Genomic DNA, 25,647 nt, shown 5'->3' with positions numbered 1-25,647 from the left:
GAACCGGTAACCCTTTCATTGTAGCGAGGAGGAGGCAAACGCAGAGAGGAGCTCTCTATGCCATTCTACAGGCGTCGGCTTCCCAGCGATAGCCGACGCCGTAGACGGCGCGAATAAACGACTGCTCGGCATCCAGCGATTCCAGCTTACGGCGCAGGTTTTTAATATGGCTATCTATGGTGCGGTCGGTCACCACGCGATAATCGTCGTACAGATGATTGAGCAGTTGTTCGCGGGAGAAGACTTTACCCGGCTCCTGCGACAGCGTTTTTAATAGCCGAAACTCGGCGGGAGTCAAGTCCAGCAATTTTTCGCGCCACGAGGCCTGGAAGCGGCTCTCATCAACGATAAGCGGGCTTTGCGCATCCAGCGCCTGCAGAACGCGCTGTGGCTTGCAGCGACGCAGGATCGTTTTCACGCGAGCCACGACTTCACGCGGACTATACGGTTTGCAGATATAGTCGTCGGCGCCGATCTCCAACCCTAGCAGGCGATCGATCTCCTCGATTTTGGCGGTGACCATCACGATTGGCACATCGGAAAAACGACGGATCTCACGGCACAGGGTCAGGCCGTCGGTGCCGGGCAGCATTAAATCCAGCAGGATTAAATGCGGGGGCGTCTGGCGGACATAGGGCAGTACGCGATCGCCATGCGCAATGAGCGTTGGCGCATAGCTCGCGGCCTGCAAATAGTCGATTAACAACTGACCGAGTTTAGGCTCGTCTTCCACGATTAAAATACGCGGCGTGTTTTCATCAATGGGTAATTCGCTCATACGTCCCTCGATAAATCCTGTTCCAGAGGTAATTCTACTTTAATGCTAACCCCGCCAAAAGGCGAATGGCTGGCGTTCAGGCTGCCGCCGTGGGCCGCGACAATGTTCATACAGATTGCCAGCCCAAGGCCGGATCCGCCGCTGGCGCGGTTACGCGAACCTTCGGTGCGGTAAAAACGCTCGCACAGCCGCGCCAGCTGCTCGTCGCTAACGCCGGGGCCGCTATCGGCGAAATCGAGTATTAATCTGCGGCCGTTTTGTTTGGCGCTAATCAGCAGGCGTCCGCCGTGGTCGGTATAGCGCAGGCTGTTTTCCAGCAGGTTATTGAACAACTGCATCAGCCGATCGCGATCGCCGAACACGACAGCGTTATCCGGCAGCGAGACGCCGATAGTTAACCCGCGGCTGGCGAAACGTTCACGGAACGCCCCTGCGGCGACCTCCAGCAGCGCAATTAAATCCACCGACTCTTTCTGGTAGGCTAACGCGCCTTCATCGGACATCGACAACTGATGCAGATCGTCCACCAGCTTGGTGAGCGTGCCGACTTCCGCCTGCAGCGAAGAGATCGAATCCGGGGTGAATTTTCGCACTCCATCCTGAATGGCCTCCAGTTCACCGCGCAGGACCGCTAACGGCGTGCGGAGTTCATGCGAAATATCGGCCATTAAATCGCGGCGCATCTGTTGGTTACGCTCAAGCGTACTGGCGAGCTGGTTGAAATCCTGCGCCAGACGACCCAGTTCATCCCCGCCGGTGACCGTGACGCGGGTAGAGAAATCGCCCGCCGCCAGCTTATGGGTGCCTTCCACCAGCCGTTTGACCGGCGCCAGCAGCCCGCGGGCCAGCGGGAAAGTAGCCAGAGCGGCGAGGAGGGTGGCGAGGGCGACGATCAGCCAACTGGTGCGTTTTTGCTGGCGGTCGAAATTGATATCCGTGTTGCGCGTGAGCCGCTCGACCGGCGAGGCGATCACCGCCCCAACGGTCACGCCGTCGACGACAATGTTGCGCCGGGTGCCGTCCTGCGGTACCGGCGCCCGCGGGCCTACCAGCACGCGCCCTTGTTGATCGACAACCCAAAATTGCGTGCGCCAGCCGTGCGGCGGCATATCGGGCCGCGGGCCAGGCCCGGGCATTGGCCCTGGCTCGCCATGCGGGCCCGGACCACCCGGTGGACGTTCGTCGTTATCGCGCTCGAAGGTGCGCAGTAACTGGAAGATAAACCGATCGTTATTGCGCAAAAACTTCCAGTCGCCGTGCTGCTCGTACTGTTCACTGAGCGCATCGCCGAGCATCGTTAATCGCTGTTCATTACCGCGTTTTATATAGTCGATAAAGCCGCGCTCAAAGCTGATGCGCACCGCCCAGTGCATGCTAATCAGCAGCACGATACAGGTGGCGAAAATAGCCAGGAACAGCTTACCGGTGATACCCGGGCGCCAAAGTTTCACGATTCACTCCTTTTGCGTCGGCGGATGACGGTGTTGCTGCCGACATCGTTCGGTACACGGGAAAAGATAAGTGCCGGGAGGGCGATAATCACCGCCATACTCAGATAGGTGTAGAGGAAAACCTGATGAACGGCTGGCGCATCGGCGCTGATATGCTGCTGGCCGTACATACCCAGCAAAAGCCCGGCGATGGTCACGCCGATACTCATCGAGAGCTGCATAACCATTGAGAGCAGGCTGTTGCCGCTGCTGGCCAACTCATCAGGCAGGTCTTTTAGCGTCAGGGTATTCATTGATGAGAAACGGCTGGAGTTAATCATACCCTGCAGAAACAGCACCAGCGGCAGCAGCCAGTACCAGCCGGCCAGAGCGACGGCCATGAACAATAAACTCACCAGCGCCAGGCCGAGGGTTGCGAAAACCAGTACGCGGCGATAGCCAAAGCGGTTTACTACCTGCACCACGATGCGTTTCATCCCCATGCTGCCCAGCACCATCGGGATCATCATCAGCCCGGCGTGGAACGGCGAGAAGCCGAGGCCAATTTGCAGGAATACCGGAGTCATAAACGGTAACATCCCGCTACCGATACGCCCGGCAAAGCTGCCGCCAAGACCGAGCGAGAAGGTTTTATTGCGAAACAGATTGAGGCTGAACAATGCGTTAACGTTGCCGCGGGCGTGCCACAAATAAAAAATTATGGCCATCAGGCCACCGGCGACCAGCGCGGCGAGCAGCAGCGGCGAGATACCTAGCCCTTTTTTACCGTCGAGCGCCAGCGTCAGGGTGGCCATTCCCACCGCCAGCAGAATAAAACCAAGGATATCAAAGCGCCGGGTCTGCAGGGTGTAGTTCGGCATCAGGCATAATGTGGCGATAGCGCCGATGATGCCAACCGGGATGTTGATCAAGAAAATCCAGTGCCAGGAAGCATATTCGACCAGTACCCCGCCAAGCGCCGGGCCGAGCAGGGGGCCAACCTGGCCGGGCAGGGTGACGAAGGTCATCGCCGCCATATACTGATCGCGCGGAACGATTTTCATCACCGTTAGCCGCCCGACCGGTACCATCATCGCGCCGCCGACGCCTTGCAGCACGCGGGACATCACCAACTGATCGAGGGTGGTTGCCTGGGCGCAGAACAGCGAGCCGACGGTAAACAACACAATGGCGCTGAAAAAAATATTGCGCACGCCAACCCGGTCCGCCAGCCAGCCGCTGGCCGGTAGCATGACTGCCACCGTTAGCACATACGAGACCACCACCATATGCATGTGCAGCGGGCTCTCCCCAAGGCTTTTGGCCATCGAGGGGAGGGCGGTGTTGACGATGGTGGTATCCAGCGACTGCATAAAGAAGCCGAAGGCCACAATCCATAACTGCCAGCGTACGCTGGCGGGCAGATCTGTCATCTTATTCGTTTACCGGTTGAGCAGACTTGCGCGTAAAACGCAGCCGCAGACGATCAAAGAACAAATAGACCACCGGGGTAGTGTACAGCGTCAGCAGCTGGCTCATGACCAGACCGCCGACGATGGTGATCCCCAACGGCTGCCGCAGCTCTGAACCATCCCCGCCCGACAGCACCAGCGGTAGCGCGCCGAACAGCGCCGCCAGGGTGGTCATCATGATCGGGCGAAAACGTAGTAGGCAGGCCTGGAAGATGGCTTCTTCCGGCGCCAGATTGCCGTTGCGCTGCGCTTCAAGGGCGAAATCGACCATCATGATGGCGTTTTTCTTCACGATGCCAATTAATAGCATGATCCCTATCAGGGCGATTAGGCTGAATGGGGCACCGAACAACTCCAGCGCCAGCAGCGCGCCAACCCCCGCTGACGGAAGGGTAGAGAGGATCGTTAGCGGATGCACGTAGCTTTCGTAGAGGATCCCCAGCACGATATACACCGTAGCGATGGCGGCGATAATCAGGATCACCTGTGAGTTCATCGTCTGCTGGAATACCTGCGCGGTGCCGGCAAAGGATCCACGGACGTTCGACGGCACGCCAAGCTGGGTCATCGCCCGGTCAATGGCGTCGCTGGCTTCCGACAGCGATTTGCCGGTCGGCAGGTTGAAGGAGATGGTCGAGGCGGCCGATAGCCCCTGGTGGTTGACCGAAAGCGGCGCGTTCGCCGGTTGCCATTTGGCGAAATACGACAGCGGAATAGGTTTCCCGTCTTTACTGATGACAAACATATGCTCCAGCGCGCTAACGTCCTGGGTATAAAGCGGATCGACTTCCATTACCACTTTGTACTGGTTGAGCGGCTGGTAGATGGTCGAGATTTGCCGTTGGCCGAAAGCGTTGTTTAACAGGCTGTTGGCATCCTGCACGCTGACGCCCAGGCGTGACATGGTGTCGCGGTCGTAGACCAGATCCATCTCCGCGCCGTTATCCTGTTGGTCCGAGTTAACGTCGGCCAGTTCCGGCAGCGCCGCCAGCGCCTTGCGGATTTTCGGCTCCCATTCACGCAGCGCCGACAGATCGTCCGATAACAGGGTGTACTGGTAGCTGGCGTTCGACTGACGCCCGCCAACGCGGATATCCTGCACCGCCATCAGGAACAGATTCGCGCCGGGCTCTTTCGCCAGCTTTTTTCGCAGCCGGTCGATGATTTGCTGCGCCGTTTCGTGGCGCTGGTCGCGTGGTTTCAGGGTGATAAACATCATACCGCTATTCACCCGCGAGCCGCCGGTAAAGCCGGTCACGTTATCGACAGCCGGATCCTCGCGGATGATCTTCATAAAGTCCTGCAGTTTGCCGCGCATCGCCTGGAAGGAAATACTCTGATCCGCCTGAATTCCGCCCATCAGCACCCCGGTGTCCTGCTCCGGGAAGAAGGTTTTCGGAATGGCGATATACAGCCACACGCTGAGCGCCATCGTACCGAGCAGTACCAGGCCAGTCAGGCGACTATGCTTCAGCACCCATTTTAACGATTTGCCATAGCCCCCCTGAATAGTGACCAGCAGACGGCCAAAGCCGCGATTCCGCGTTGGTTCATGAGGTTTGCCGCTTTTCAGCAGCCAGCCGCACATCATTGGCGTCAGCGTGAGCGACACGGCGAGCGAAATACCGATCGCTACCGATAGCGTGACGGCGAACTCGCGCAACAGGCGCCCCGGCAGGCCACCCATCAGCAGCAGCGGTAAGAACACCGCCACCAGCGACAGGCTCATCGACAGCACGGTAAAGCCGACTTCACGGCTGCCTTGTAACGCGGCCTGCAGCGGCTTCATTCCCGCCTCAAGATGGCGGGAAATATTCTCCAGCACCACGATGGCGTCATCGACAACGAAACCGGTGGCGATGGTCAGCGCCATTAGCGACAGATTATTGAGGCTGAAACCGCATAAATACATGGCGGCGAAGGTACCAATTAAGGACACCGGTACGGCGACGGCCGGGATAAGCGTTGCGCGCCCGGAGCGCAAAAACAGGAAGACCACCAGAATCACCAGCGCGACCGAGATCACCAGCGTTTGTTCGACCTCTTCCAGCGAAGCGCGGATAGTGGGCGAACGATCCTGGGCGATTTGCAAATCAATGGCGGCCGGGATAGTACGCTGTAGCTCAGGAAGGCGGGCGCGGATGCTGTCGACCGTCTGAATAATGTTGGCTTCCGGCAGCTTGCGAATCATTAACAGGATCGCTGGTTTGGCGTTGGTCATCCCGGCGTTACGCACATCCTGCACTGAATCCGTCACTTTTGCCACGTCGCCAAGGCGTACCGCCGCGCCGTTGTTGTAGTGGACGATCACCGGCAAATATTCCGCCGCGGTTTTCAGTTCATCATTGGTCTGCACCTGCCAGCGATGGGTTTCATCTTCCAGCGCGCCCTGCGGGCGACGCACGTTGGCGTTATCAATGGCGCTGCGCACGGCATCCAGTGAGACGCCCTGGTTAAATAGCGCCTGCGGGTTAAGATCGACGCGCACCGCCGGCAGTGAGCTGCCGCCGACGTCGACATCGCCGACGCCGTCAATCTGCGCGATGGTTTGCGCCAGCTGGGTTGACGCGAAATCGTACAACTCGCCCTGCGAATAGGTATCCGAGGTGAGCGTCAGGATCATGATCGGCGCATCGGACGGGTTAGCTTTGCGATACGTGGGGCGGCTGGGCATCCCGCTCGGCAGCAGGCTTTGCGCGGCATTAATCGCCGCCTGCACGTCGCGGGCGGCGCCGTTAATATCGCGATCGAAATTAAACTCCATGATGATGCGGGTACTGCCAAGCGAGCTCGACGAGGTCATTTCATTGACCCCGGCAATGCGCCCCAGCGAGCGTTCCAGCGGTGTTGCCACCGATGAGGCCATGGTTTCCGGCGAGGCGCCGGGCAGCGAGGCGCTAATCATGATCACCGGGAAATCCACCTGCGGCAGCGGCGCGACCGGCAGCAGGCGGAATCCGAGGATCCCACACAGGGTAATCGCCAGCGAGATAAGAATCGTCGCCACCGGACGATAAATGAAGAGAGCGAAAAACTTCACTTACGCCTCCTCTTCACGGCGCGGGAAGCGGCTCTTCATATACAGCGATAACCGATCGAACAGCAGATAAATGACCGGCGTGGTGAATAACGTCAGTACCTGGCTGAGCATCAGGCCACCGACCATACCGATGCCCAGTGGACGGCGCAATTCGGCGCCGACGCCGGTACTAAGCATCAACGGTAGCGCGCCAAGCAGGGCGGCGAGGGTGGTCATCAGAATTGGACGGAAGCGCAGCAGGCAGGCCTGATAAATGGCTTCGCGCGGCGGCATTCCCTGTTCGCGCTCGGCGGCGAGGGCAAAGTCAATCATCATGATGGCGTTTTTCTTCACGATACCAATCAGCAGAATGATGCCGATGATGGCAATCACGTCCAGCTCGCTACCGGCCAGCCATAGCGCCAGCAGCGCCCCGACGCCCGCGGTCGGCAGGGTTGAAAGAATGGTGATGGGATGAATGAAGCTTTCGTACAGTACGCCGAGGACGATATACATGGCGACGACCGCCGCGACGACCAGCCAGACGGTGCTACCGAGCGCCGACTGGAACGCGAGGGAACTGCCCTGGAACTGGGTGCGGATGTCGGTTGGGAAATCCAGCGACTGCTCGGCTGACAAAATAGCCTCTACCGCTTCGCCGAGGGAGTAGTTATTCGGCACGTTGAATGAAATGGTGGTCACCGGGAACTGATCGAGATGGTTAACCGACAGCGGGGTAAAGCGTTGCTCGACGCTGGCGATGGATTTCAGCGGCACGATGCCGCCGTCGCTGCTGGTGAGGCGGATATTATCCAGCGCCGCCAGCCCCGGCGTCGCCTGGGTGTCGTGCTCCAGTACCACGCGATATTGGTTGGCCTGGGTATAAATTGTCGAGATCAGCCGTTGGCCAAAGGCGTTATACAGCGCGTTATCGACATCCGCCATGGAAATACCCAGCCGGCTGGCGCTATCGCGATCGACATTAATATAAGCCGCGAGCCCTTTATCCTGCCAGTCGCTGCTGACGTCGGCAAGCTGGGGTAAGGATTGCAGGCGCGACAGCAATTGCGGCACCCAGTTGCTCAGCGCATCAAGCGAGTTAGCCTGCAGGGTAAACTGATACTGAGTTCGGCTGACTGTGGTATCGATAGTCAGATCCTGCGTTGGCTGGAGATAGAGCTCAATACCAGGGACGCTTGCCACCGATTGCTGTAGACGACTGATGACCGTTTGCACGCGATCGTCGCGTTCATCCAGTGGTTTAAGGTTAATCTGCAGACGCGCGCTGTTCAGCGCCGGATTGGTGCCATCAACGCCGACGAACGACGTCAGGCTTTCAACCGCCGGATCTTTCAGAATCAGATCGGATACCTGCTGCTGGCGTTGCGCCATACTGGCGAACGACACCGACTGCGGGGCCTGTAAGGTGCCCTGAATAATGCCGTTATCCTGGATTGGGAAGAAGCCTTTCGGGATAAAGACCCACAGCAGAATCGATAACGCCAGGGTGCTTAACGCTACGCTCAACGTTAGCCATGGGTGGTTCAGTACCCGGCTTAGCCAGCGGCCATAGACGGCAATCACCCGCTCGAAGAAACGCTCGCTGGCCCGCGAAAAGCGGTTTTGTTTGCGCAGCGATTCGTGGCTTAACATCCGCGCGCACATCATTGGCGTCAGGGTCAGCGAGACCACCGCTGAAATCAGAATCGCCACCGCGAGGGTAATGGCGAATTCGCGGAACAATCGCCCAACGATATCACCCATAAACAGCAGCGGGATCAGTACGGCAATCAGCGAGAAGGTTAATGAAATAATCGTGAAGCCGATTTCCCCCGCGCCTTTCAGCGCGGCGGCGAGCGGTTTTTCACCTTTTTCGATATAGCGGGAGATGTTTTCAATGACCACGATGGCGTCATCGACTACGAAACCGGTAGCGATGGTCAATGCCATTAGCGTCAGGTTGTTAATCGAAAAATCGAGGAACACCATGACCGCGAAGGTGCCGACCAGCGACAGCGGCACGGCGACGCCGGGGATGATTGTCGCCGGGACATTGCGTAAGAAGAGATAAATGATCATCACCACCAGCGCGATGGCCAGCAGCAATTCGAACTGGGTATCGCTGACCGACGCGCGAATATTGGTGGTGCGGTCAGAAAGCACCTGTACCTTAACGGATTTAGGCAGGCTCTCGGTCAGTTGCGGTAGCATCTGGCGGATGCTGTCGGCGGTGGCGATGATGTTCGCTCCCGGCTGGCGCTGGACGTTCATTACGATCGCCCGCTGCTTATTGGCCCACGCCCCCAGCCAGGCGTTCTCGGCGCCCTGTTCGATGGTCGCGACATCGCCAAGACGGATCGGCGCGCCGTTCTGATAGGCGATAATCAGCCGACGGTAATCTTCTGCCGACTGCATCTGATCGTTGGCGGAAAGGGTGACCGCGCGGGCCGGGCCGTCAAGACTACCTTTCGCTGAATTCACGTTGGCGCTGGTAATAGCGGTACGCACGGTTTCGCTGGTCAAACCTAACGCGGCGATCGCCTGGGCATTGAGCTTAACGCGTACCGCAGGACGCTGGCCGCCGGCAAGCGTCACCAGACCGACGCCGGAAACCTGAGAAATCTTCTGCGCCACCCGAGTTTCCACCATATCTTCGACCTGCGTCATCGGCATCGCGCTGGAGGTGACGGCCAGGGTCATGATCGGCGGATCCGCCGGATTCACTTTGCTGTAAACCGGCGGGTTGGGTAAATCAGACGGCAGCAGATTGGTCGCGGCGTTGATGGCCGCCTGCACTTCCTGTTCGGCGACATCCAGCGCCAGGGTCAGCTGGAACTGCAGGGTGATGACCGACGCGCCGCCCGAACTTTGCGAGGACATCTGCTTAAGGCCGGACATCTGGCCAAACTGGCGTTCCAGCGGCGCGGTAATCGATGACGTCACCACATCCGGGCTGGCGCCGGGGTAGAGTGTCACCACCTGAATGGTTGGGTAGTCAACTTCCGGCAGCGCGGAGACCGGCAGGAAGCGATAGCCGATAATCCCGGCCAGCAGAATGGCGACCATTAGTAGCGTTGTCGCCACCGGACGCATAATAAACAGCCTGGAGGGGCCGCCCGTACTGCTCGGGGGTAAGACTTGCATCAGGCGCCCGCTCCGTTTTTACCACTCTGGCGGGCGGCAGGTTGTTCCGGCGCGGCGCTGTGAGCATCGACGACTTCGACCTTAGCGCCTTCGGTCAGGCGGTCGATACCATCGGTCACCACCCGGTCTCCCGCTGACAGTCCGGCGTTAATCACCACTTTTTGGCTATCCTGAATACCCGGCGTAACCGTATGTTTGCTGACTTTATTCTCACTGTTCAGCACCCATACGAAGTGCCCCTCATTGCCCATTTGTAGCGCGGCGGTGGGGATCACGACCGCATCCTGCTCGGTATCCACCAGCATTCTGGCGTTGACGAACTGATTCGGGAACAATGCGTCATCGAGGTTATTAAAGCGGGCCTTAAGCTTAATAGTGCCGGTAGTGGCATCGATTTGGTTATCGAGGCTCAGCAGGCTGCCTGTACTGATCTTCTGTTTATTGGTTCGGTCCCAGGCCTCGACGCTCAGCGTTTTACCAGCTTTCTGCGCCTGTACCACGGTGGCGATATCGCTTTCCGGCAGGGTAAAGACCAAATCGATAGGGTGAGTTTGCGTGAGAACGACAATACCGGTGGTGTCGCCACTGGAAATTTGGTTGCCGATATCGACCTGCTTCAGGCCCACGCGCCCGTCAATCGGCGCGGTGATGCGGGTCCAGTCCAGCTGCAGTTGCGCACTGGCGACGGCGGCCTGATCGGCTTTAACCGTACCGGCGGATTCGACCACCAGTGACTGCTGGGTATCCAGCTCCTGACGGGAGATAAGATTTGTTTTCACCAGTTGTTGATAGCGGGCGAGATCGCGGCGTGCGTTTGCGAGGGTGGCGTTATCTTTGGCAAGCTGCCCCTGCGCCTGGGCCAGCGCCACCTTGAACTGGCTGGGATCGATTTGCGCCAGCAGATCGCCGGCTTTGACCTGCTGACCTTCCTGGAAATGAATACTCAGTAACTGGCCGTCAACCCGACTGCGCACTGTGACGGTATTCGCCGCGGTGATGGTCCCAAGACCAGTAAGGTAGCGGGGGACGGCTTCGCTGGTGGCGGTTGCCGCCTGCACCGGGGCCAGCGTTGCCCCAAAACGCCCGTGACGCGCCCCGGCAGGCGCTTTTGCTCCTTGCTGACTTGCGCCAGCGGCACCTGCGGTTGTCTCTTCGGAGCGATCGTGCCAGAACCAATAGGCGGCTCCCGCCGCCAAAATTACCGTCAGGACTATTCCCCAACGAAGTGTGTTACTGCTTTTCATTGTTTTGCTATCTCATCCTGAAGCTTTCGCTGAATGATACTAGTTTAGTAACGGAACGCCCCGCAAAAATGGAGGAATTATGAAAAGAGCGTATGGAAAGGTCTGAATTGGCGGGCTTTCACGAGGAGGCTCGCAAAGCCGAACGCTGAAAAGAAATGTGTCAGACGCGGCATGGTAACGTCAGCTTGATTTAGCGGAGGCTAAATACAGGAAAGCCCCTCCTGAGGAAGGGGCCTTAAATAAGGAAAGGGTTATGATGAATCTGGTCATCATACTGATAGTGCTGTTACTGATAAGTTTCCCGACTTACTAACAGTGTATCAGGGGGAGGAGAAATCCTCCCTTACCCTTCATCCTGCAAATTAGGACGAAAAAGCGGCAAAGTCAACTCAGGTTACCGAATGGCGCTCGCGTTTCAGGCGAAAACCACCTGCGCCCAGCGGGCAAGCCCGGCGGTAACGGAACCAAAATCATCGCCGCCGGCGATCGGTATCCCCGGCAGCTGCGCGGCCAGCGCGTTCTTAATTAACGGCGATCGTGCGCTACCGCCGGTGAGATAGATAACGTCCGGGGTTTCTTGACTGCTTTCCAGCGCTAACTTTACCTGCTCCATAATGCGAGCCAGCGGTTGATTGAGCGCCTCTTCCAGCCCCTGCTGGCTGATAGCGGTTGCCAGCTCATCGCTGATAAACGGCAGTTCGGCGTTGAAATCCGGCTGAGCGGAAAGGGCGATTTTGCTCTCTTCCGCGCTGCGCACCAGGCGATAGCTCAGACGCTGTCGCCAGACTTTAAGCAGCAGTGCGACCTTGTCGGCATCACGAGCGTCGCGCAGCAGGTCATTAAGCATACGACCGTTGGCGGCGCTGTAAAAATCGCTCTGCGCCGGGACGTCGTTAATCGCCACCGCATTCCACCAGGGCAGTACAGGCAGCGCGATGCCTTTTTCCGTTTCGCCGCCCATGCCGAGTAACGGCATCAGGCATTTGAAGGCCAGGGCGATATCGAGATCGTTACCGCCGATACGGCAGCCGCTGTGGCCGAGCAGGCTATCCTGACGTTCGGCTTTCTGCCGCCACTGTGGCCCCATCAACAGCAGCGAGCAGTCGGTGGTACCGCCGCCGATATCGACGACCAGCACGCGTTTTTCGTCGTCGAGCGTGGCTTCAAAATCTAACCCCGCTGCAACGGGTTCAAACTGAAACACGACATCGTTGAAGCCAGCGCGTTTCGCTGCCCGCTCAAGGATTCCTTGGGCTTGCGCGTTAGCGTCATCGCCGCCAAGACCCTGAAAGTTAATCGGTCGACCAATGACCGCCTGGGTAATCTGCTCGCTAAGCTGAGACTGCGCCTGCTGTTTAATATGCAGCATCATCGCGCAGACCAGATCTTCAAATAAAGCGACCTGCTGGGGTTTAAGACCATTAGCGCCAAGAAACGACTTTGGCGACTTAACGAAGTAGACCTCTTCCGGATCGTCAACGTATTGATGCAGAGAGGCGAGTCCGAACTGAACGCTGTTGCTGAGGACTTCGATATCTTCATCACGGTTATAATTAATGGCGCGTCGTAGCAGCGCCTGGTTTTCCGCGCCGTCGGCCGGGACATTGTGATGGCGGTAAAGCCATTCGCTGACCGCTTCGCGCGTCGGGGCGCAAAGCATCGACGGCAGCAATGGGCTACCGTTTTCCAGCGTTAAAAGCCGTGGGCTGCCACCCTGCATAACGGCAACCGAACAGTTGGCGGTACCATAGTCAAAACCAATAAACATAACCGGAAAATCCCCATGCCAGTGAAGAAGGGGGGCGACTTTAGCGGATTGCCGCCATGCCGACAACTGGAATTTAAAAGCAAGGCGCATCTGGCGCAGAGCATCTATGCTTGTTGCGATTAATAAGGAGAGTGCATGACATTATTACCCTGGCAACCCCCCTATGACTGGCGATGGATGTTCGCGTTTCTTAGCGCGCGTGCGGTGGCGGGAATTGAAACCTTCCATGAAGATGAATATACCCGCAGCTTTAGTATCGATGGACATCGTGGATTGATCTCGGTTAAAGCGGATGAATGCGGCCAGGGTTTCCGGGTGACGCTCTCTCGCGGACTATTACCGGTAGCAGACCAGTGTCTGGCGCGCGTAACGCAACTGTTGGATTTGGCCTGCGACCCGCAGGAGGTTTCGCAAACCTTAGGCAAACTGGCGCAGCCGCGACCAGGACTTCGCTTGCCGGGGGCGCTGGATGCGTTCGAACAGGCGGTGCGTGCGGTGCTCGGTCAACTGGTGAGTGTAGCGATGGCAGCGAAGCTGACGGCAAAAGTGGTCGCGGTCTATGGAGAAGCGTTAAGTGAAGCGCCAGGCTATGTTGTCTTCCCTGAGCCACAGAAACTAGCGCAAGCCGACCCTTTGGCGCTCAAGGCGTTGGGGATGCCGCTTCGCCGCGCGGAGGCATTGATTCACCTTGGCAAAGCGGCATTGAGCGGTGAATTGCCGCTATCGGCGCCTGCTGATATTGCAACCGGTATGAAGCAGTTGCAGAGCCTGCCTGGCATTGGTCGTTGGACGGCAAATTACTACGCGCTGCGCGGTTGGCAGGCAAAAGATATTTTTCTGCCCGATGACTATCTGATTAAACAGCGTTTTCCTGGAATGACGCCTGCGCGTATTGCCCGCTATGCCAGCCGCTGGCAGCCCTGGCGCTCCTATGCTTTATTGCATATCTGGTATACCGAAGGCTGGACACCGGACGAGGAATAGGCGTACAGGGCGCATATCACTGGTATCGCCGCCCTGAAATCCCTATAATTGCCGCGTTTGACGGTCAACCGTCACCCTCCATCTACATCCAGGTTAATCGGGTCGCAAAAATTTATGACTGATACGTCTCATCAGTGCGTCATTATAGGCATCGCCGGCGCATCGGCTTCGGGCAAAAGCCTTATCGCCAGCACACTTTATCGTGAATTACGTGAACAAGTTGGCGATGAGCATATTGGCGTTATTCCAGAAGACAGCTATTACAAAGATCAAAGCCATCTGTCGATGGAAGAGCGTGTAAAAACCAACTATGACCATCCGAGCTCGATGGACCATAGCTTGCTGTTCCAGCATTTGCAGACGCTGAAAAGCGGCCAGCCAATTGAATTACCCGTGTATAGCTATGTTGAACATACGCGTATGCCGGAAACTATTCATATTCAACCGAAGAAAGTGATCATTCTGGAGGGGATCCTGCTGTTGACGGATGCCAGACTGCGCAATGAATTAAACTTCTCTATTTTCGTCGATACCCCGCTGGATATCTGTCTGATGCGCCGCATCAAGCGTGATGTTAATGAACGTGGCCGTTCCATGGACTCGGTGATGGCGCAGTATCAGAAGACGGTGCGGCCAATGTTCCTGCAATTTATTGAACCTTCCAAGCAATATGCTGACATTATTGTCCCGCGCGGCGGTAAAAACCGTATTGCCATCGATATTCTGAAGGCCAAAATCAGTCAGTTCTTTGAATAACACGTACTAATTGTGTAACGTGCAAAGAGAATCCCAATTGCCCTTATTCCCGGAAAGCGTAAGGGCTAGATGCCTTAAAGGAGAAAGCTCATGCGTCTGTGTGACCGAGATATAGAAGCCTGGTTGGATGAAGGGCGCCTGGCAATCAGCCCGCGCCCGCCGGTGGATCGAATTAACGGCGCCACCGTTGACGTTCGCTTAGGCAATAAATTCCGTACTTTCCGCGGTCATACGGCGCCATTTATTGACCTGAGCGGCCCGAAGGCGGAAGTGAGCGCGGCGCTGGACCGGGTCATGAGCGAAGAGATCGTATTGCCGGAAGGCGAGGCTTTCTATCTTCATCCTGGAGAATTAGCGCTGGCAGTGACTTATGAGTCTGTAACGCTTCCGGCAGACCTCGTCGGCTGGCTTGATGGCCGTTCGTCGCTGGCGCGTCTCGGACTCATGGTTCACGTCACTGCGCACCGTATTGATCCTGGCTGGTCTGGCTGCATCGTGCTGGAATTCTATAATTCCGGCAAGCTGCCATTGGCGTTGCGCCCGGGAATGCCCATCGGCGCGCTAAGCTTCGAGCCGCTTTCGGGCCCGGCGGCTCGGCCATATAACCGCCGTGAAGACGCTAAATATCGCGACCAGCAGGGCGCGGTGGCTAGTCGAATTGACAAGGATTGATAAAGTTAGCGGCTTATCGAGGATGCCATGAGACGAATTCTGACCACGCTGATGATCTTGTTGACCGTCATTGTCGCGGGGCTCGCTGCGCTGGTGCTGCTGGTCAACCCTAATGACTTCCGCAACTATATGGTGCAGGAAGTGGCGGAGCGTAGCGGCTATCAACTGAAGCTTGACGGGCCGCTGCGTTGGCATGTTTGGCCGCAGCTGAGTATTCTCTCCGGCCGTATGGCGCTGACGGCGCCAGGCGCTTCCGAACCGGTGGTGCGTGCCGATAACATGCGGCTGGATGTTGCGCTGATGCCGCTACTTTCTCACCAACTGCAGGTGAAGCAGGTGATGTTGAAAGGCGCGGTCATTCAGCTTACCGCGAAAACGGAAGCGGTGCGAAACCAGAACGCGCCGGTGGTGCCGCATGACAATACGTTGCCGCAGGCGCCGCAAGATCGCGGATGGTCATACGATGTCCGTAAACTGCAGGTGGCCGATAGTGTCCTGTTCTTCCAGCATGAAAATGGCGAACAGGTCACCGTGCGCGATATACGCTTACAAATGGAGCAGGATGACAACCATCTGGCGACGGTTGATTTCTCCGGCAGGGTCAATCGCGATCAACGTGACTTAGCGTTGTCGTTTACAGCCCAGGTCCAGGGCGGCGATTATCCTCACTCTCTGAAAGCGGATTTTTCGCAGCTCAACTGGCAGGTACGTGGTGCGGAGTTGCCGCCGGACGGCCTGAGCGGGCAAGGAAGTTTGCAAGCCAGCTGGATTGAAGAGGCGAAAAAACTCAATTTCGACAATCTCAATCTCACTGCTAATGGCAGCGCAATTACCGGTAGCGGTAGCGTTGTGCTGGGGGATAAACCTGACTGGCTGCTAAATCTGAAGGCAACCACTCTGAATCTGGATAGTTTGCTTGCGCAAAGCGCGGCGGCTAATGAAGGCAATGCCGATCAGCGTGGACAAAGCCAGCCGAGACAGTTGCGCCCTGTGATTGCCGATAGCGATATCCAGCAGGATTATCATAGTCTGCTTGGCTTTAACGGCCAGCTGGCGATTTCGGCGGACCAGGTGCAGTGGCGTGGTATGCGATTCAGCCAGGTGAAGAGTGATATCACTAACCAGCAGGGGCTGCTGACGGTGAAACAACTGCAGGGTAGTCTGGGGGAAGGGCATCTCTCGTTACCTGGGGTGCTGGATGTCAGAGGCAACACTGCGCATGCTGCTTTCCAACCGCAACTGGATAATGTAGAAATCGGTACCATCTTGCAGGCGTTTAACTACCCGATTAGCCTGACGGGGAAATTATCCCTGAATGGGGATTTCTCCGGGCCGCGCATTGATGCAGATGACTTCCGTCGCAACTGGCGTGGACAGGCGCAGCTGCAAATGAAGGATACGCGTACCGAAGGGCTCAACTTCCAGCAGCTAGTACAGCAGGCTGTAGCGAGGAGCACCAATGTTCAGGCGCAGGAAAACTTCGATAACGCAACTCAGCTTGACGCACTAAGCAGTGATTTAACCCTGAACAATGGCCAGATAACGCTTAACGACTTGCAGGGACAGTCGGCAATGATGGCGTTGAATGGACAAGGCAATCTGAATCTGCTCGCAGAGGATTGCGACATGCATTTCAACGTGCGGGTGTTAGGTGGCTGGAAAGGCGAAAGCAAGCTTATTGATCGCCTCAAGCAGACGGCAATTCCGCTGCGCATTTATGGTAAGTGGCAGTCGTTAAGCTATAGCCTGCAGGTAGATCAGATCCTGCGCAAGCAGTTGCAGGATGAAGCTAGACAGCGTTTGAATGAGTGGGCGGAACGCAATAGTAATAGCCAGAACGGCAAAGACGTGAAGAAACTACTCGATAAGCTGTAATCATCAGCCGCCGCGAGTTGCTCGCGGCGGCTGAGCCCTCAACTTCATTTACACTTCATAATCTAATTCATCTTCTACTTCAACCGGCGGGATAATCTGTACTTTCTGCACCCTATGGCTTTCAACTTCCAGTGTACGCAGGGTATAACCGCCGATTTTCACTTCCTCGCCAGCGGCAGGAATATGCTGCAAATACTCCATCAGTAACCCGGCAATCGTGTGGTACTCACGCTTATCATCCAACGGCAGTGGAACGTACTGCACCAGATCTTCCAGCGGCATATGGCCGTTAGCGGTCCAACTGCCATCGGCATTTTTGTGAATATCATGACGAGCATCGATCTCTTCCACTTCATTAGGCAGATTACCCGCAATGGTTTCCATAACATCGCTGATGGTTACAAGCCCTTCAACGGAGCCAAATTCGTCAACCACAAAAGCAAAGTGCGTCCGCGCCAGGCGGAACTGCTCCAGCGCCGGGAGCAACGGCAAGGTCTCCGGGAAAATAAGTGGTTGGCGCAGCAAAATGTGTAAATCGAGCGGCTCATTACGTAACGACTGCTGTAGCAAGTCGATAACATGAACAACTCCTAAAAGATCTTCATTGTCGTTGCCGCCGGTGACGACAATTCGGGTATGCTGGTTTTTCTCCAGCAGTGCGCGAACTTCCTCTTCGGGCGCACTTAAGTCGATGTGCTCGATATCATGACGTGAAGTCATAATGCTGCTGACGGTGCGTTGATTCAGATTCAGGACGCGCTCAATCATTAAGCGTTCCTGCGGATTAAACAGCGGGTTTTCTCCCTGGTCGGCGACCATGGTTGCCGTCTCAGCATCAAGCTCAGCGTTCTCTTTACGCCCGCTTAGTAGATTCATCACCGCCTCAGTCGTCCGCTGCCGCATGGTGAGGTTGGCTGTGAGGAAGCGTCGGCGATTGAAGATGGCTAACTGGTTGAACGATTCGATCATTACCGAGAAACCGATGGCGGCATACAGATAGCCTTTCGGGATTGGGAAGCCAAATCCTTCGGCGATCAGGCTAAAACCGATCATCAGCAAAAAGCTCAGGCACAGAATGACAATCGTGGGGTGGCTGTTGACAAAGCGGGTAAGGGCTTTGCTGGCCATTAACATCAGCGTAATGGCGATAATGACCGCGGCCATCATCACCGCCAGATGATCAACCATACCCACTGCGGTAATGACCGAATCCAGCGAGAAAATGGCATCAAGCACGACTATTTGCGTCACCACGCCCCAGAACTTCGCGCCTTTACGCTGGGTGGGGTTATTGCTGTCTTTTCCTTCCAGCCGCTCATTAAGCTCTACGGTGGCTTTAAACAACAGGAACAACCCGCCGAATAACATAATTAAATCACGGGCGCTGAAGCCTAAGTCATGCCAGTTGAAGAGCGGTGTGGTGAGGGTGACTAACCAGGAAATTGACGCCAGCAGAACCAGACGCATCACCATTGCCAACAACAGACCGGTAACGCGTGCACGATCGCGCTGAGCAGGGGGGAGCTTTTCGGCAAGGATCGCAATAAATACCAGGTTATCTATCCCCAGAACCAGTTCGATAACCACAAGCGTAATGAGACCAGCCCAGATTGAGGGATCGGCAATCCATTCCATAATCACTAAGAACCTTTACAACCTAATCGAATCATCTACCGATCATGGATAAGCGCCAGGTAAAATGCAACGTTTTATCGCAGCAATGGGCAGTGGGTTGGGATACAAACGAAAGTTATAACGTAATAAACGATGGTTAAATATCGGGCGTTTAAGATCTATCTGGGCTGTTTCGGAATTAATTAGAAATCCATGCAATTACTGTGCGGTAATAGCAAGGATAAGGAAGAGTTATTAACTACGGGCAATGCCAAAATATTGCCGTATTTTTCACCAAAATGTTATTAAGGGGAATATTCCTACTGAATTCCGTAGCTTGTCAGGACTCGGGTTTAATAAGACCCTTAAGATGGCTCATTGTTGCATAAAAGCAGCAGTATCAGCGATGGTCAACGGGTTAATCCGCGGGTAAGAAGGTTAGTCAGAGAAGCTTTTGTCCAAAGTTTAGACGATTTTACTGATTGCTATCGGCAAATTGCTATTTCGCGTGGGATTTGACTTTTCCTGAAGTGGCTCATCACTGTCATTTTTAAGAATGATGGTGTTAAATCCGCAAAGACAGTAGCTTATCATCAGGAGAGTTTGTCAATTATTATTGTTAAATAACAATGTATTAAACGTTGTTTTTGCTCTATTTCCTCAAGCGGCGATTGGCCAGGACAAAAGTGTGAGAATTTTCTTAAAGCTACCTGTCAGCTAGCATTTTTTGCGTGTATTCTTGGACTAAGAGAGTAATTTAGGATTTTGGTTAAAGTCGTGCACGGTACGATGCTGTACCATCACAAACAAATGCCAGTGACATCAACGTTCTGACAAAAATTCGAAAGTTTATAACCATATAGGTGGATGAAATAATGGTGAGTTTGAAAGCAATTATTCCGGTAGCAGGGTTAGGGATGCATATGTTGCCTGCGACCAAAGCGATACCGAAAGAGATGCTGCCGATCGTTGATAAGCCGATGGTTCAGTATATCGTCGATGAGATTGTCGCCGCCGGAATCAAAGAAATTGTGCTGGTCACCCATTCATCTAAGAATGCTGTTGAAAACCATTTCGATACCTCCTATGAGCTGGAAGCGCTGCTGGAGCAACGTGTTAAGCGCCAATTATTAGCCGAAGTGCAGGCGATTTGTCCGCCAGGCGTAACAATAATGAACGTTCGACAAGGCCAGCAACTGGGCCTGGGTCACTCTATCCTCTGTGCGCGTCCGGCGGTTGGCAATAATCCATTTGTTGTGGTGTTACCGGATATCATTCTTGATGGCGCAAGCGCGGATCCACTGCGTTATAACCTCGCGGCAATGGTAGCGCGGTTTAATGAAACCGGGCGCAGCCAGGTTCTGGCCAAACGTATGCCAGGCGATCTCTCCGAGTATTCCGTCATTCAAACCAAAGATGGCTTGAAAGTGGAAGGGGAGATTGGCCGTATTGTTGAATTTATTGAAAAACCAGACGAACCGCAAACGCTCGACTCCGACCTGATGGCCGTTGGCCGTTATGTGCTATCCGCTGATATCTGGGAAGAACTTGAGCGTACTGAACCTGGCGCATGGGGTCGTATTCAGCTGACAGACGCTATTGCTGCCCTGGCGAAGAAACAGTCTGTCGATGCCATGTTGATGACCGGCGAGAGCTACGATTGCGGCAAAAAAATGGGTTACATGCAGGCGTTTGTAAGCTACGGCTTACGTAACCATAAAGAAGGAACCAAATTCCGCGAGAGCATCAAAAAGCTGCTGGCGTGAAACTAAACGGTTAATACGAGCGAGAGCTGGCGTGCTGGTGACATCACGATGTTGAGAGCCACGCCAGCATTATAAGATCCAACTGAAATGAAACCGAGATTCTTATTTATTCGGTTCATTAATTGCAATGAAGAATTTTCATCTCAGTTGAATCTTATTGAGTACGTAGATGTAACGGCTTATCGGTGATTGTCGCGCGTGGGGCTGTCATTTGGTCAGATGAGTCAAAAAATTGCTTAACTGAGAGTTGTTTAGTGCGCTCTTTCTTAAACAAGCGCACTGCAGCACAGTTAGAGATGCGAAATAAAACTTGACTGAGATCATGTTTAGCCATTAAACAACGGTGATGTATGCATATAAACGTGATGTTAATGGATGAATATGCCCATAAGGAATTCATGGATAAGGTACAGGGAAAAGGGATGTATCGTCAGAGGATGAAGCGTAAATGAACTGGCAATTTGTCTCTTTTTTTGGCGATAGTACCGTGTTACTGCCCAGCGCGGTGGTGCTGTTCGCGGTGCTGGTGCTTCGTAAAGCATCCCGGACGCTGGCCTGGCAATGGGCGTTGCTATTTGGGATTACGGGAACTGTCGTGTGCATTTCAAAGCTGGCTTTTATGGGCTGGGGAATTGGCATACGTGAAATCGATTTTACTGGTTTCAGCGGACATACCGCGCTCTCTACCGCATTTTGGCCAATACTCATATGGCTGTTAACTTCCCGTGCTTCATCATCCCTTCGCGGGGGGGCCGTACTTTTGGGCTTTGTTCTTGCGGGCATTGTTGGTTATTCCCGTTTGATGATTCATGCACATTCGGTATCTGAAGTAGTGAGTGGATTTATCTTGGGCGCTTGCGGAAGTTTGACTTTTCTGCTGTTGCAATGGCGTACGCCGGCCTCACGCTCTGCGCAGATTTCATGGATGGGGGCGTTGAGCGTGGTCATCATCCCGCTCATATTATTAAACACTGGGGTTAAAGCGCCGACGCAGTCGTTGTTAGGCGAGGTTGCAACCATGATCGGACCATTTGAGAAGCCATTCACCAGAGCCGATCTACATAAGCATATATATTAATCATACTGGTTCGATAAGTTTACAAATTAACTGCTGTAGTGATTAGTATGATAAATAGCTTGTCCATCTATAACATGGGGATTTTAGAATCGTGACTTTCATAATGGTGAAACATAATAATGATAACAGACTATCTGGAAGCACGGTTCAGCATGTTATTACGAGTAAGATGATTCTTAAATGAAAAGAGAATAACGGAAATCAGAGTTGTCGTTCTGGAACCCAAAAAAGAAGTGGGTAATGATAGCTATCATATTTTGTAGTTGACTACTGTATGGTTATTTTTTTCTTAAACAAAGGTTTTATTTTTATCCCTTTAAAATCATGCGGTTACAAGGTGTTGTGCTTTGAGTGGTAATAATCTTGCCGGTTGCTGAGAGATTCCATTAAATAATCTTATTAACAGATGAATCCTTGCCGGTAAAAATGAAAAATATCGCTTTATCCGCTTTGTAGGGGTGAATTTATACTCCCAATTAAGAGAAGAATCTCGTAAACTCGAGGCGGTAAAAAATAATTGCTGTGGTTAATTCACCAACAGTCAATGTAAAGAAAATTGCTGGGTTAGAGGTACAGTGCGTTGGTAGCTGTTAAGCCAAGGGCGGTAGCGTATCCTGACACTCACGGTACCCAGCGTTTTGAATACTCATCCTACGCTTAGCGACGTTGTCAGACTTCTGATCATGTGCACATTATTGAGGCCATGAAAGTAGCCTTAGCAACCAATATCGCTTACATTATGAATGCGTTAAGTTCACATCCGTTTGCAGCAAACCGCTCGTGCTTGAGGAGTTGTCCATCGAGGCAATGGATCGCTGTTGTAAAAAAAGGCTTGTCGAACTCATAAGCTCCTGATTCTTAAAAATCCCCATTGCCGTACCCACCTGGTGGGAAGGGACTCGTAAATGGAACTTGAACAATGATAAAAATTGCTCGTATCGCACTTGCTTTGGGTCTGGTTGCATCAGTTAGCTCGCAGGTATATGCAGCAGGGTTGGTGCAAAATGATAATGAACTTCGTAACGACCTGGCATGGTTATCCGATCGCGGAGTCATTCATCTAAGTCTCTCCACCTGGCCGCTCAGCCAGGAAGAAATTACCCGAGCGCTGAAAAAAGCAAAACCTTCATATTCCTCTGAACAAGTTGTTCTTGCGCGCATCAATCAACGCCTTTCTAATTTGAAGGCGGATTTTCGCGTAAGTGGCTATACGTCGACTGACCAACCAGGAACACCGCAGGGATTTGGCCAAAGTCAACCAGCGGATAACTCCTTGTCTCTTGCCTTCAACAACAGCGGTGAGTGGTGGGATGTACATCTACAGGGGAATGTCGAAGGCGGGGAGCGAATTAGCAATGGATCACGTTTTAATGCCAACGGCGCTTATGGCGCAGTCAAGTTCTGGAACCAGTGGTTATCATTTGGGCAGGTGCCTCAGTGGTGGGGCCCTGGTTATGAAGGTAGTCTGATTCGTGGCGATGCGGCCAGACCGATGACCGGTTTTTTAATGCAACGTGCTGAGCAAGCTGCTCCTGAGACATGGTGGCTGCGCTGGATTGGTCCGTGGCAGTACCAGATTTCCGCTAGCCAGATGAACCAATACACGGCCGTACCTCATACCAAAATTATCGGTGGCCGTTTTACCTTTACCCCGTTCCAGTCACTTGAGCTTGGCGCTTCAAGAATAATGCAGTGGGGGGGGGAGGGACGCCCTCAGTCGTTTAGCAACTTCTGGGATGGGTTCACCGGTAAAGACAACACCTCAGCCAACGACCCAAATGAACCGGGCAACCAACTTGCCGGTTTTGATTTTAAGTTTAAGCTCGAACCTACCCTGGGCTGGCCGGTGAGTTTCTATGGCCAAATGATTGGCGAAGATGAGTCAGGATTCTTACCTTCGGCGAATATGTATCTTGGTGGTATTGAAGGCCACCACGGCTGGGGTAAAGATGCGATTAACTGGTATGTGGAAGCGCATGATACCCGTACGAATATGAGTCGCACCAATTACAGTTATACCCATCACATCTATAAAGATGGTTATTATCAGCAAGGCTATCCACTTGGTGACGCGATGGGGGGGGATGGCCAGTTGTTTGCAGGCAAAGTTGAGTTGGTGACTGAAGATAATCAACGCTGGAGTACCCGTCTGGTGTACGCGAAAGTGAACCCGGAAAATCAGACTATCAATAAAGCGTTTCCTAATTCAGTCACCTTAAAAGGGATACAGTTGGGCTGGAGTGGCGATGTCTATAAATCTGTTCGATTGAATACTAATCTTTGGTATACCAATGCCGATAACAGCGATAGTGACGATGTTGGCGCCAGTGCAGGGATAGAGATTCCATTTAGTTTATAGGCTGGATGCTGAGAAGAGGGTAAGGATTACTGATTGTAAATTGTTAATCGGTAAAACTCAGACAGCAAATCAGTAATTGAAAAAATTTGGTTTATTGATGATGTGACATTATGAAGAAAAAAATTGTTAGGGTTTCAGCAGTGGCATTGGCAATTAGCTTTTTGACGGGGTGTACTATTGTTCCGGGTCAGGGGCTGAACAGCTTACGCAAAAATGTAGTTGAACTTCCGGATAGCGATTATGACCTGGACAAGTTGGTGAACGTATATCCAATGACGCCGAGTTTGGTGGAGCAGCTTAGACCTGAGACTGTGTTGGCTCGCCCAAACCCCCAATTAGATAACTTATTGAAAAATTATGAGTACCGTATTGGGGTGGGGGACGTACTAATGGTCACGGTATGGGATCATCCGGAGTTAACTACACCAGCTGGCCAGTATCGTAGTGCAAGTGACACAGGCAACTGGGTAAATTCTGACGGCTCAATATTTTATCCTTATATAGGTAAAGTTCAGGTAGCAGGAAAACCGTTGAGTCAAGTTAGACAAGAAATAGCGAGCAGATTGACAACATACATCGAGAGTCCACAAGTTGACATCAGCGTGGCAGCTTTCCGCTCTCAAAAAGCATATGTTACAGGTGAAGTGGTTAAATCAGGTCAACAACCGATAACCAATATACCGCTGACAGTTATGGACGCAATAAATAACGCGGGCGGGTTAGCACCTGATGCTGATTGGAGAAATGTAGTCCTGACACATAATGGTAAAGATACTAAGATTTCATTATATGCTTTGATGCAAAAAGGAGATTTAACTCAAAACCACTTACTATATCCGGGTGATATTTTGTTTGTACCAAGAAATGATGATCTCAAGGTATTTGTAATGGGAGAAGTGGGCAAGCAAAGCACCATGAAAATGGATCGAAGTGGCATGACGCTTGCAGAAGCTCTAGGAAATGCAGAAGGAATTTCCCAAGCAATGAGCGATGCAACAGGAGTATTTGTAGTTCGCCAGCTTAAAGGTGATAAGCAGGGTAAAATTGCTAATATTTACCAACTTAATGCTCAAGATGCATCCGCAATGGTATTAGGTACTGAATTCCAATTACAGCCATATGACATTGTTTATGTTACAACAGCTCCGCTGGTTAGATGGAACCGCGTTATTTCACAATTGGTACCAACAATTAGTGGTGTTCATGATATGACTGAAACTGTTAGATATATCAAAACGTGGCCATAATAATGTTTGATTCCATATTAGTGATCTGTACAGGTAACATTTGTCGCTCTCCAATAGGAGAGCGAATACTACGTAGTATTTTTCCAGACAAAAAAATTGATTCAGCTGGTGTTGGTGCATTGGTAGGTCATGCAGCAGATAATTCAGCGATAAGGGTAGCTAGTAACCATGGCATATCCCTTGAAGGACATAAAGCAATACAATTTACTAGTGCTTTGGGTCGACAATACGATCTGCTACTTGTAATGGAAACTGAGCATTTAGAACAAGTTAGTCGAATTGCACCAGAGGTTAGAGGCAAGACAATGCTACTTGGACATTGGCTGCAAGGAAAAGAAATCCCCGATCCTTATCGCAAAAGTGATGAGGCATTTGAGTCGGTGTATCGATTAATAGACCAAAGCTGCCAGCACTGGGCAGAGAAACTAGGTAGATAATTCA

At 53.4% G+C, this 25,647-nt stretch carries 18 protein-coding genes; 10 read left to right on the top strand and 8 right to left on the bottom strand.

The window, feature by feature from the left end:
* Positions 1–55: 55 nt before the first annotated feature.
* The 6 genes from baeR to PGR29_RS05765 are packed head-to-tail and all read right to left on the bottom strand — an operon-like array spanning position 56 to position 11,087.
* Complete coding sequence (baeR, locus tag PGR29_RS05790) at positions 56–778, bottom strand: two-component system response regulator BaeR (RefSeq protein ID WP_087860434.1); 723 nt, start codon at positions 776–778, stop codon at positions 56–58.
* Positions 775–2,229, bottom strand: coding sequence for a two-component system sensor histidine kinase BaeS (gene baeS, locus PGR29_RS05785; RefSeq protein ID WP_213794955.1), 1,455 nt, complete (start codon positions 2,227–2,229; stop codon positions 775–777). Before baeS ends, baeR begins: the two co-directional genes overlap by 4 nt.
* A complete protein-coding gene (locus PGR29_RS05780; protein ID WP_113373482.1) occupies positions 2,226–3,641 on the bottom strand; it encodes an MFS transporter in 1,416 nt (471 codons plus the stop codon). The genes baeS and PGR29_RS05780 overlap by 4 nt, the downstream gene beginning before the upstream one ends.
* Before the next feature lies 1 nt (position 3,642).
* On the bottom strand, positions 3,643–6,720 hold the full coding sequence (gene mdtC, locus PGR29_RS05775) for a multidrug efflux RND transporter permease subunit MdtC (RefSeq protein WP_316424223.1): 3,078 nt from the start codon (positions 6,718–6,720) through the stop codon (positions 3,643–3,645).
* Complete coding sequence (locus PGR29_RS05770; RefSeq protein WP_213794953.1) at positions 6,721–9,843, bottom strand: MdtB/MuxB family multidrug efflux RND transporter permease subunit; 3,123 nt, start codon at positions 9,841–9,843, stop codon at positions 6,721–6,723.
* Positions 9,843–11,087 (bottom strand): MdtA/MuxA family multidrug efflux RND transporter periplasmic adaptor subunit, encoded by a 1,245-nt coding sequence (locus tag PGR29_RS05765; RefSeq protein WP_308958649.1) that lies wholly within the window; start codon positions 11,085–11,087, stop codon positions 9,843–9,845. The genes PGR29_RS05770 and PGR29_RS05765 overlap by 1 nt, the downstream gene beginning before the upstream one ends.
* Before the next feature lie 253 nt (positions 11,088–11,340).
* On the opposite strand from PGR29_RS05765, the gene PGR29_RS05760 reads away from it, so the two are divergent.
* Positions 11,341–11,400 carry a type I toxin-antitoxin system Ibs family toxin gene (locus PGR29_RS05760; RefSeq protein ID WP_113373696.1) on the top strand — a complete coding sequence of 20 codons (60 nt, stop codon included), beginning with the start codon at positions 11,341–11,343 and terminating at the stop codon, positions 11,398–11,400.
* 102 nt (positions 11,401–11,502) lie between these two features.
* Here the strand turns inward: PGR29_RS05760 and yegD are convergent, their stop codons facing one another.
* A complete protein-coding gene (gene yegD / locus PGR29_RS05755) occupies positions 11,503–12,855 on the bottom strand; it encodes a molecular chaperone (RefSeq protein WP_316424222.1) in 1,353 nt (450 codons plus the stop codon).
* 135 nt (positions 12,856–12,990) lie between these two features.
* Here yegD and alkA point away from each other — a divergent pair, with 135 nt between their 5' ends.
* The 4 genes from alkA (at position 12,991) to asmA (ending at position 17,142) form a co-directional block, all read left to right on the top strand.
* On the top strand, positions 12,991–13,839 hold the full coding sequence (alkA, locus tag PGR29_RS05750; protein ID WP_316424221.1) for a DNA-3-methyladenine glycosylase 2: 849 nt from the start codon (positions 12,991–12,993) through the stop codon (positions 13,837–13,839).
* A gap of 114 nt (positions 13,840–13,953) precedes the next feature.
* Complete coding sequence (udk, locus tag PGR29_RS05745; RefSeq protein ID WP_271031453.1) at positions 13,954–14,595, top strand: uridine kinase; 642 nt, start codon at positions 13,954–13,956, stop codon at positions 14,593–14,595.
* Between the two features lie 90 nt (positions 14,596–14,685).
* Positions 14,686–15,267, top strand: a complete 582-nt coding sequence (gene dcd / locus PGR29_RS05740) for a dCTP deaminase (RefSeq protein WP_015365790.1) — start codon at positions 14,686–14,688, stop codon at positions 15,265–15,267.
* Between the two features lie 27 nt (positions 15,268–15,294).
* Complete coding sequence (gene asmA, locus PGR29_RS05735) at positions 15,295–17,142, top strand: outer membrane assembly protein AsmA (protein WP_316424220.1); 1,848 nt, start codon at positions 15,295–15,297, stop codon at positions 17,140–17,142.
* 48 nt (positions 17,143–17,190) lie between these two features.
* Here the strand turns inward: asmA and PGR29_RS05730 are convergent, their stop codons facing one another.
* On the bottom strand, positions 17,191–18,777 hold the full coding sequence (locus PGR29_RS05730) for a TerC family protein (RefSeq protein ID WP_316424219.1): 1,587 nt from the start codon (positions 18,775–18,777) through the stop codon (positions 17,191–17,193).
* 854 nt (positions 18,778–19,631) lie between these two features.
* On the opposite strand from PGR29_RS05730, the gene galF reads away from it, so the two are divergent.
* The 5 genes from galF (at position 19,632) to PGR29_RS05705 (ending at position 25,643) form a co-directional block, all read left to right on the top strand.
* On the top strand, positions 19,632–20,522 hold the full coding sequence (galF, locus tag PGR29_RS05725; RefSeq protein ID WP_015706060.1) for a UTP--glucose-1-phosphate uridylyltransferase GalF: 891 nt from the start codon (positions 19,632–19,634) through the stop codon (positions 20,520–20,522).
* 448 nt (positions 20,523–20,970) lie between these two features.
* Positions 20,971–21,600 carry a phosphatase PAP2 family protein gene (locus PGR29_RS05720; protein WP_316424218.1) on the top strand — a complete coding sequence of 210 codons (630 nt, stop codon included), beginning with the start codon at positions 20,971–20,973 and terminating at the stop codon, positions 21,598–21,600.
* A gap of 919 nt (positions 21,601–22,519) precedes the next feature.
* Positions 22,520–23,959 (top strand): capsule assembly Wzi family protein, encoded by a 1,440-nt coding sequence (locus PGR29_RS05715; RefSeq protein WP_316424217.1) that lies wholly within the window; start codon positions 22,520–22,522, stop codon positions 23,957–23,959.
* Between the two features lie 110 nt (positions 23,960–24,069).
* Positions 24,070–25,206, top strand: a complete 1,137-nt coding sequence (locus tag PGR29_RS05710; RefSeq protein ID WP_316424216.1) for a polysaccharide export protein — start codon at positions 24,070–24,072, stop codon at positions 25,204–25,206.
* Between the two features lie 2 nt (positions 25,207–25,208).
* Complete coding sequence (locus tag PGR29_RS05705; RefSeq protein WP_072057560.1) at positions 25,209–25,643, top strand: protein tyrosine phosphatase; 435 nt, start codon at positions 25,209–25,211, stop codon at positions 25,641–25,643.
* Positions 25,644–25,647 lie beyond the last annotated feature (4 nt).

It is taken from the genome of Klebsiella sp. 141203 (assembly GCF_032601985.1).
Lineage (GTDB): Bacteria > Pseudomonadota > Gammaproteobacteria > Enterobacterales > Enterobacteriaceae > Klebsiella > Klebsiella aerogenes.
This window is presented reverse-complemented; position numbering and strand designations above follow the sequence as displayed.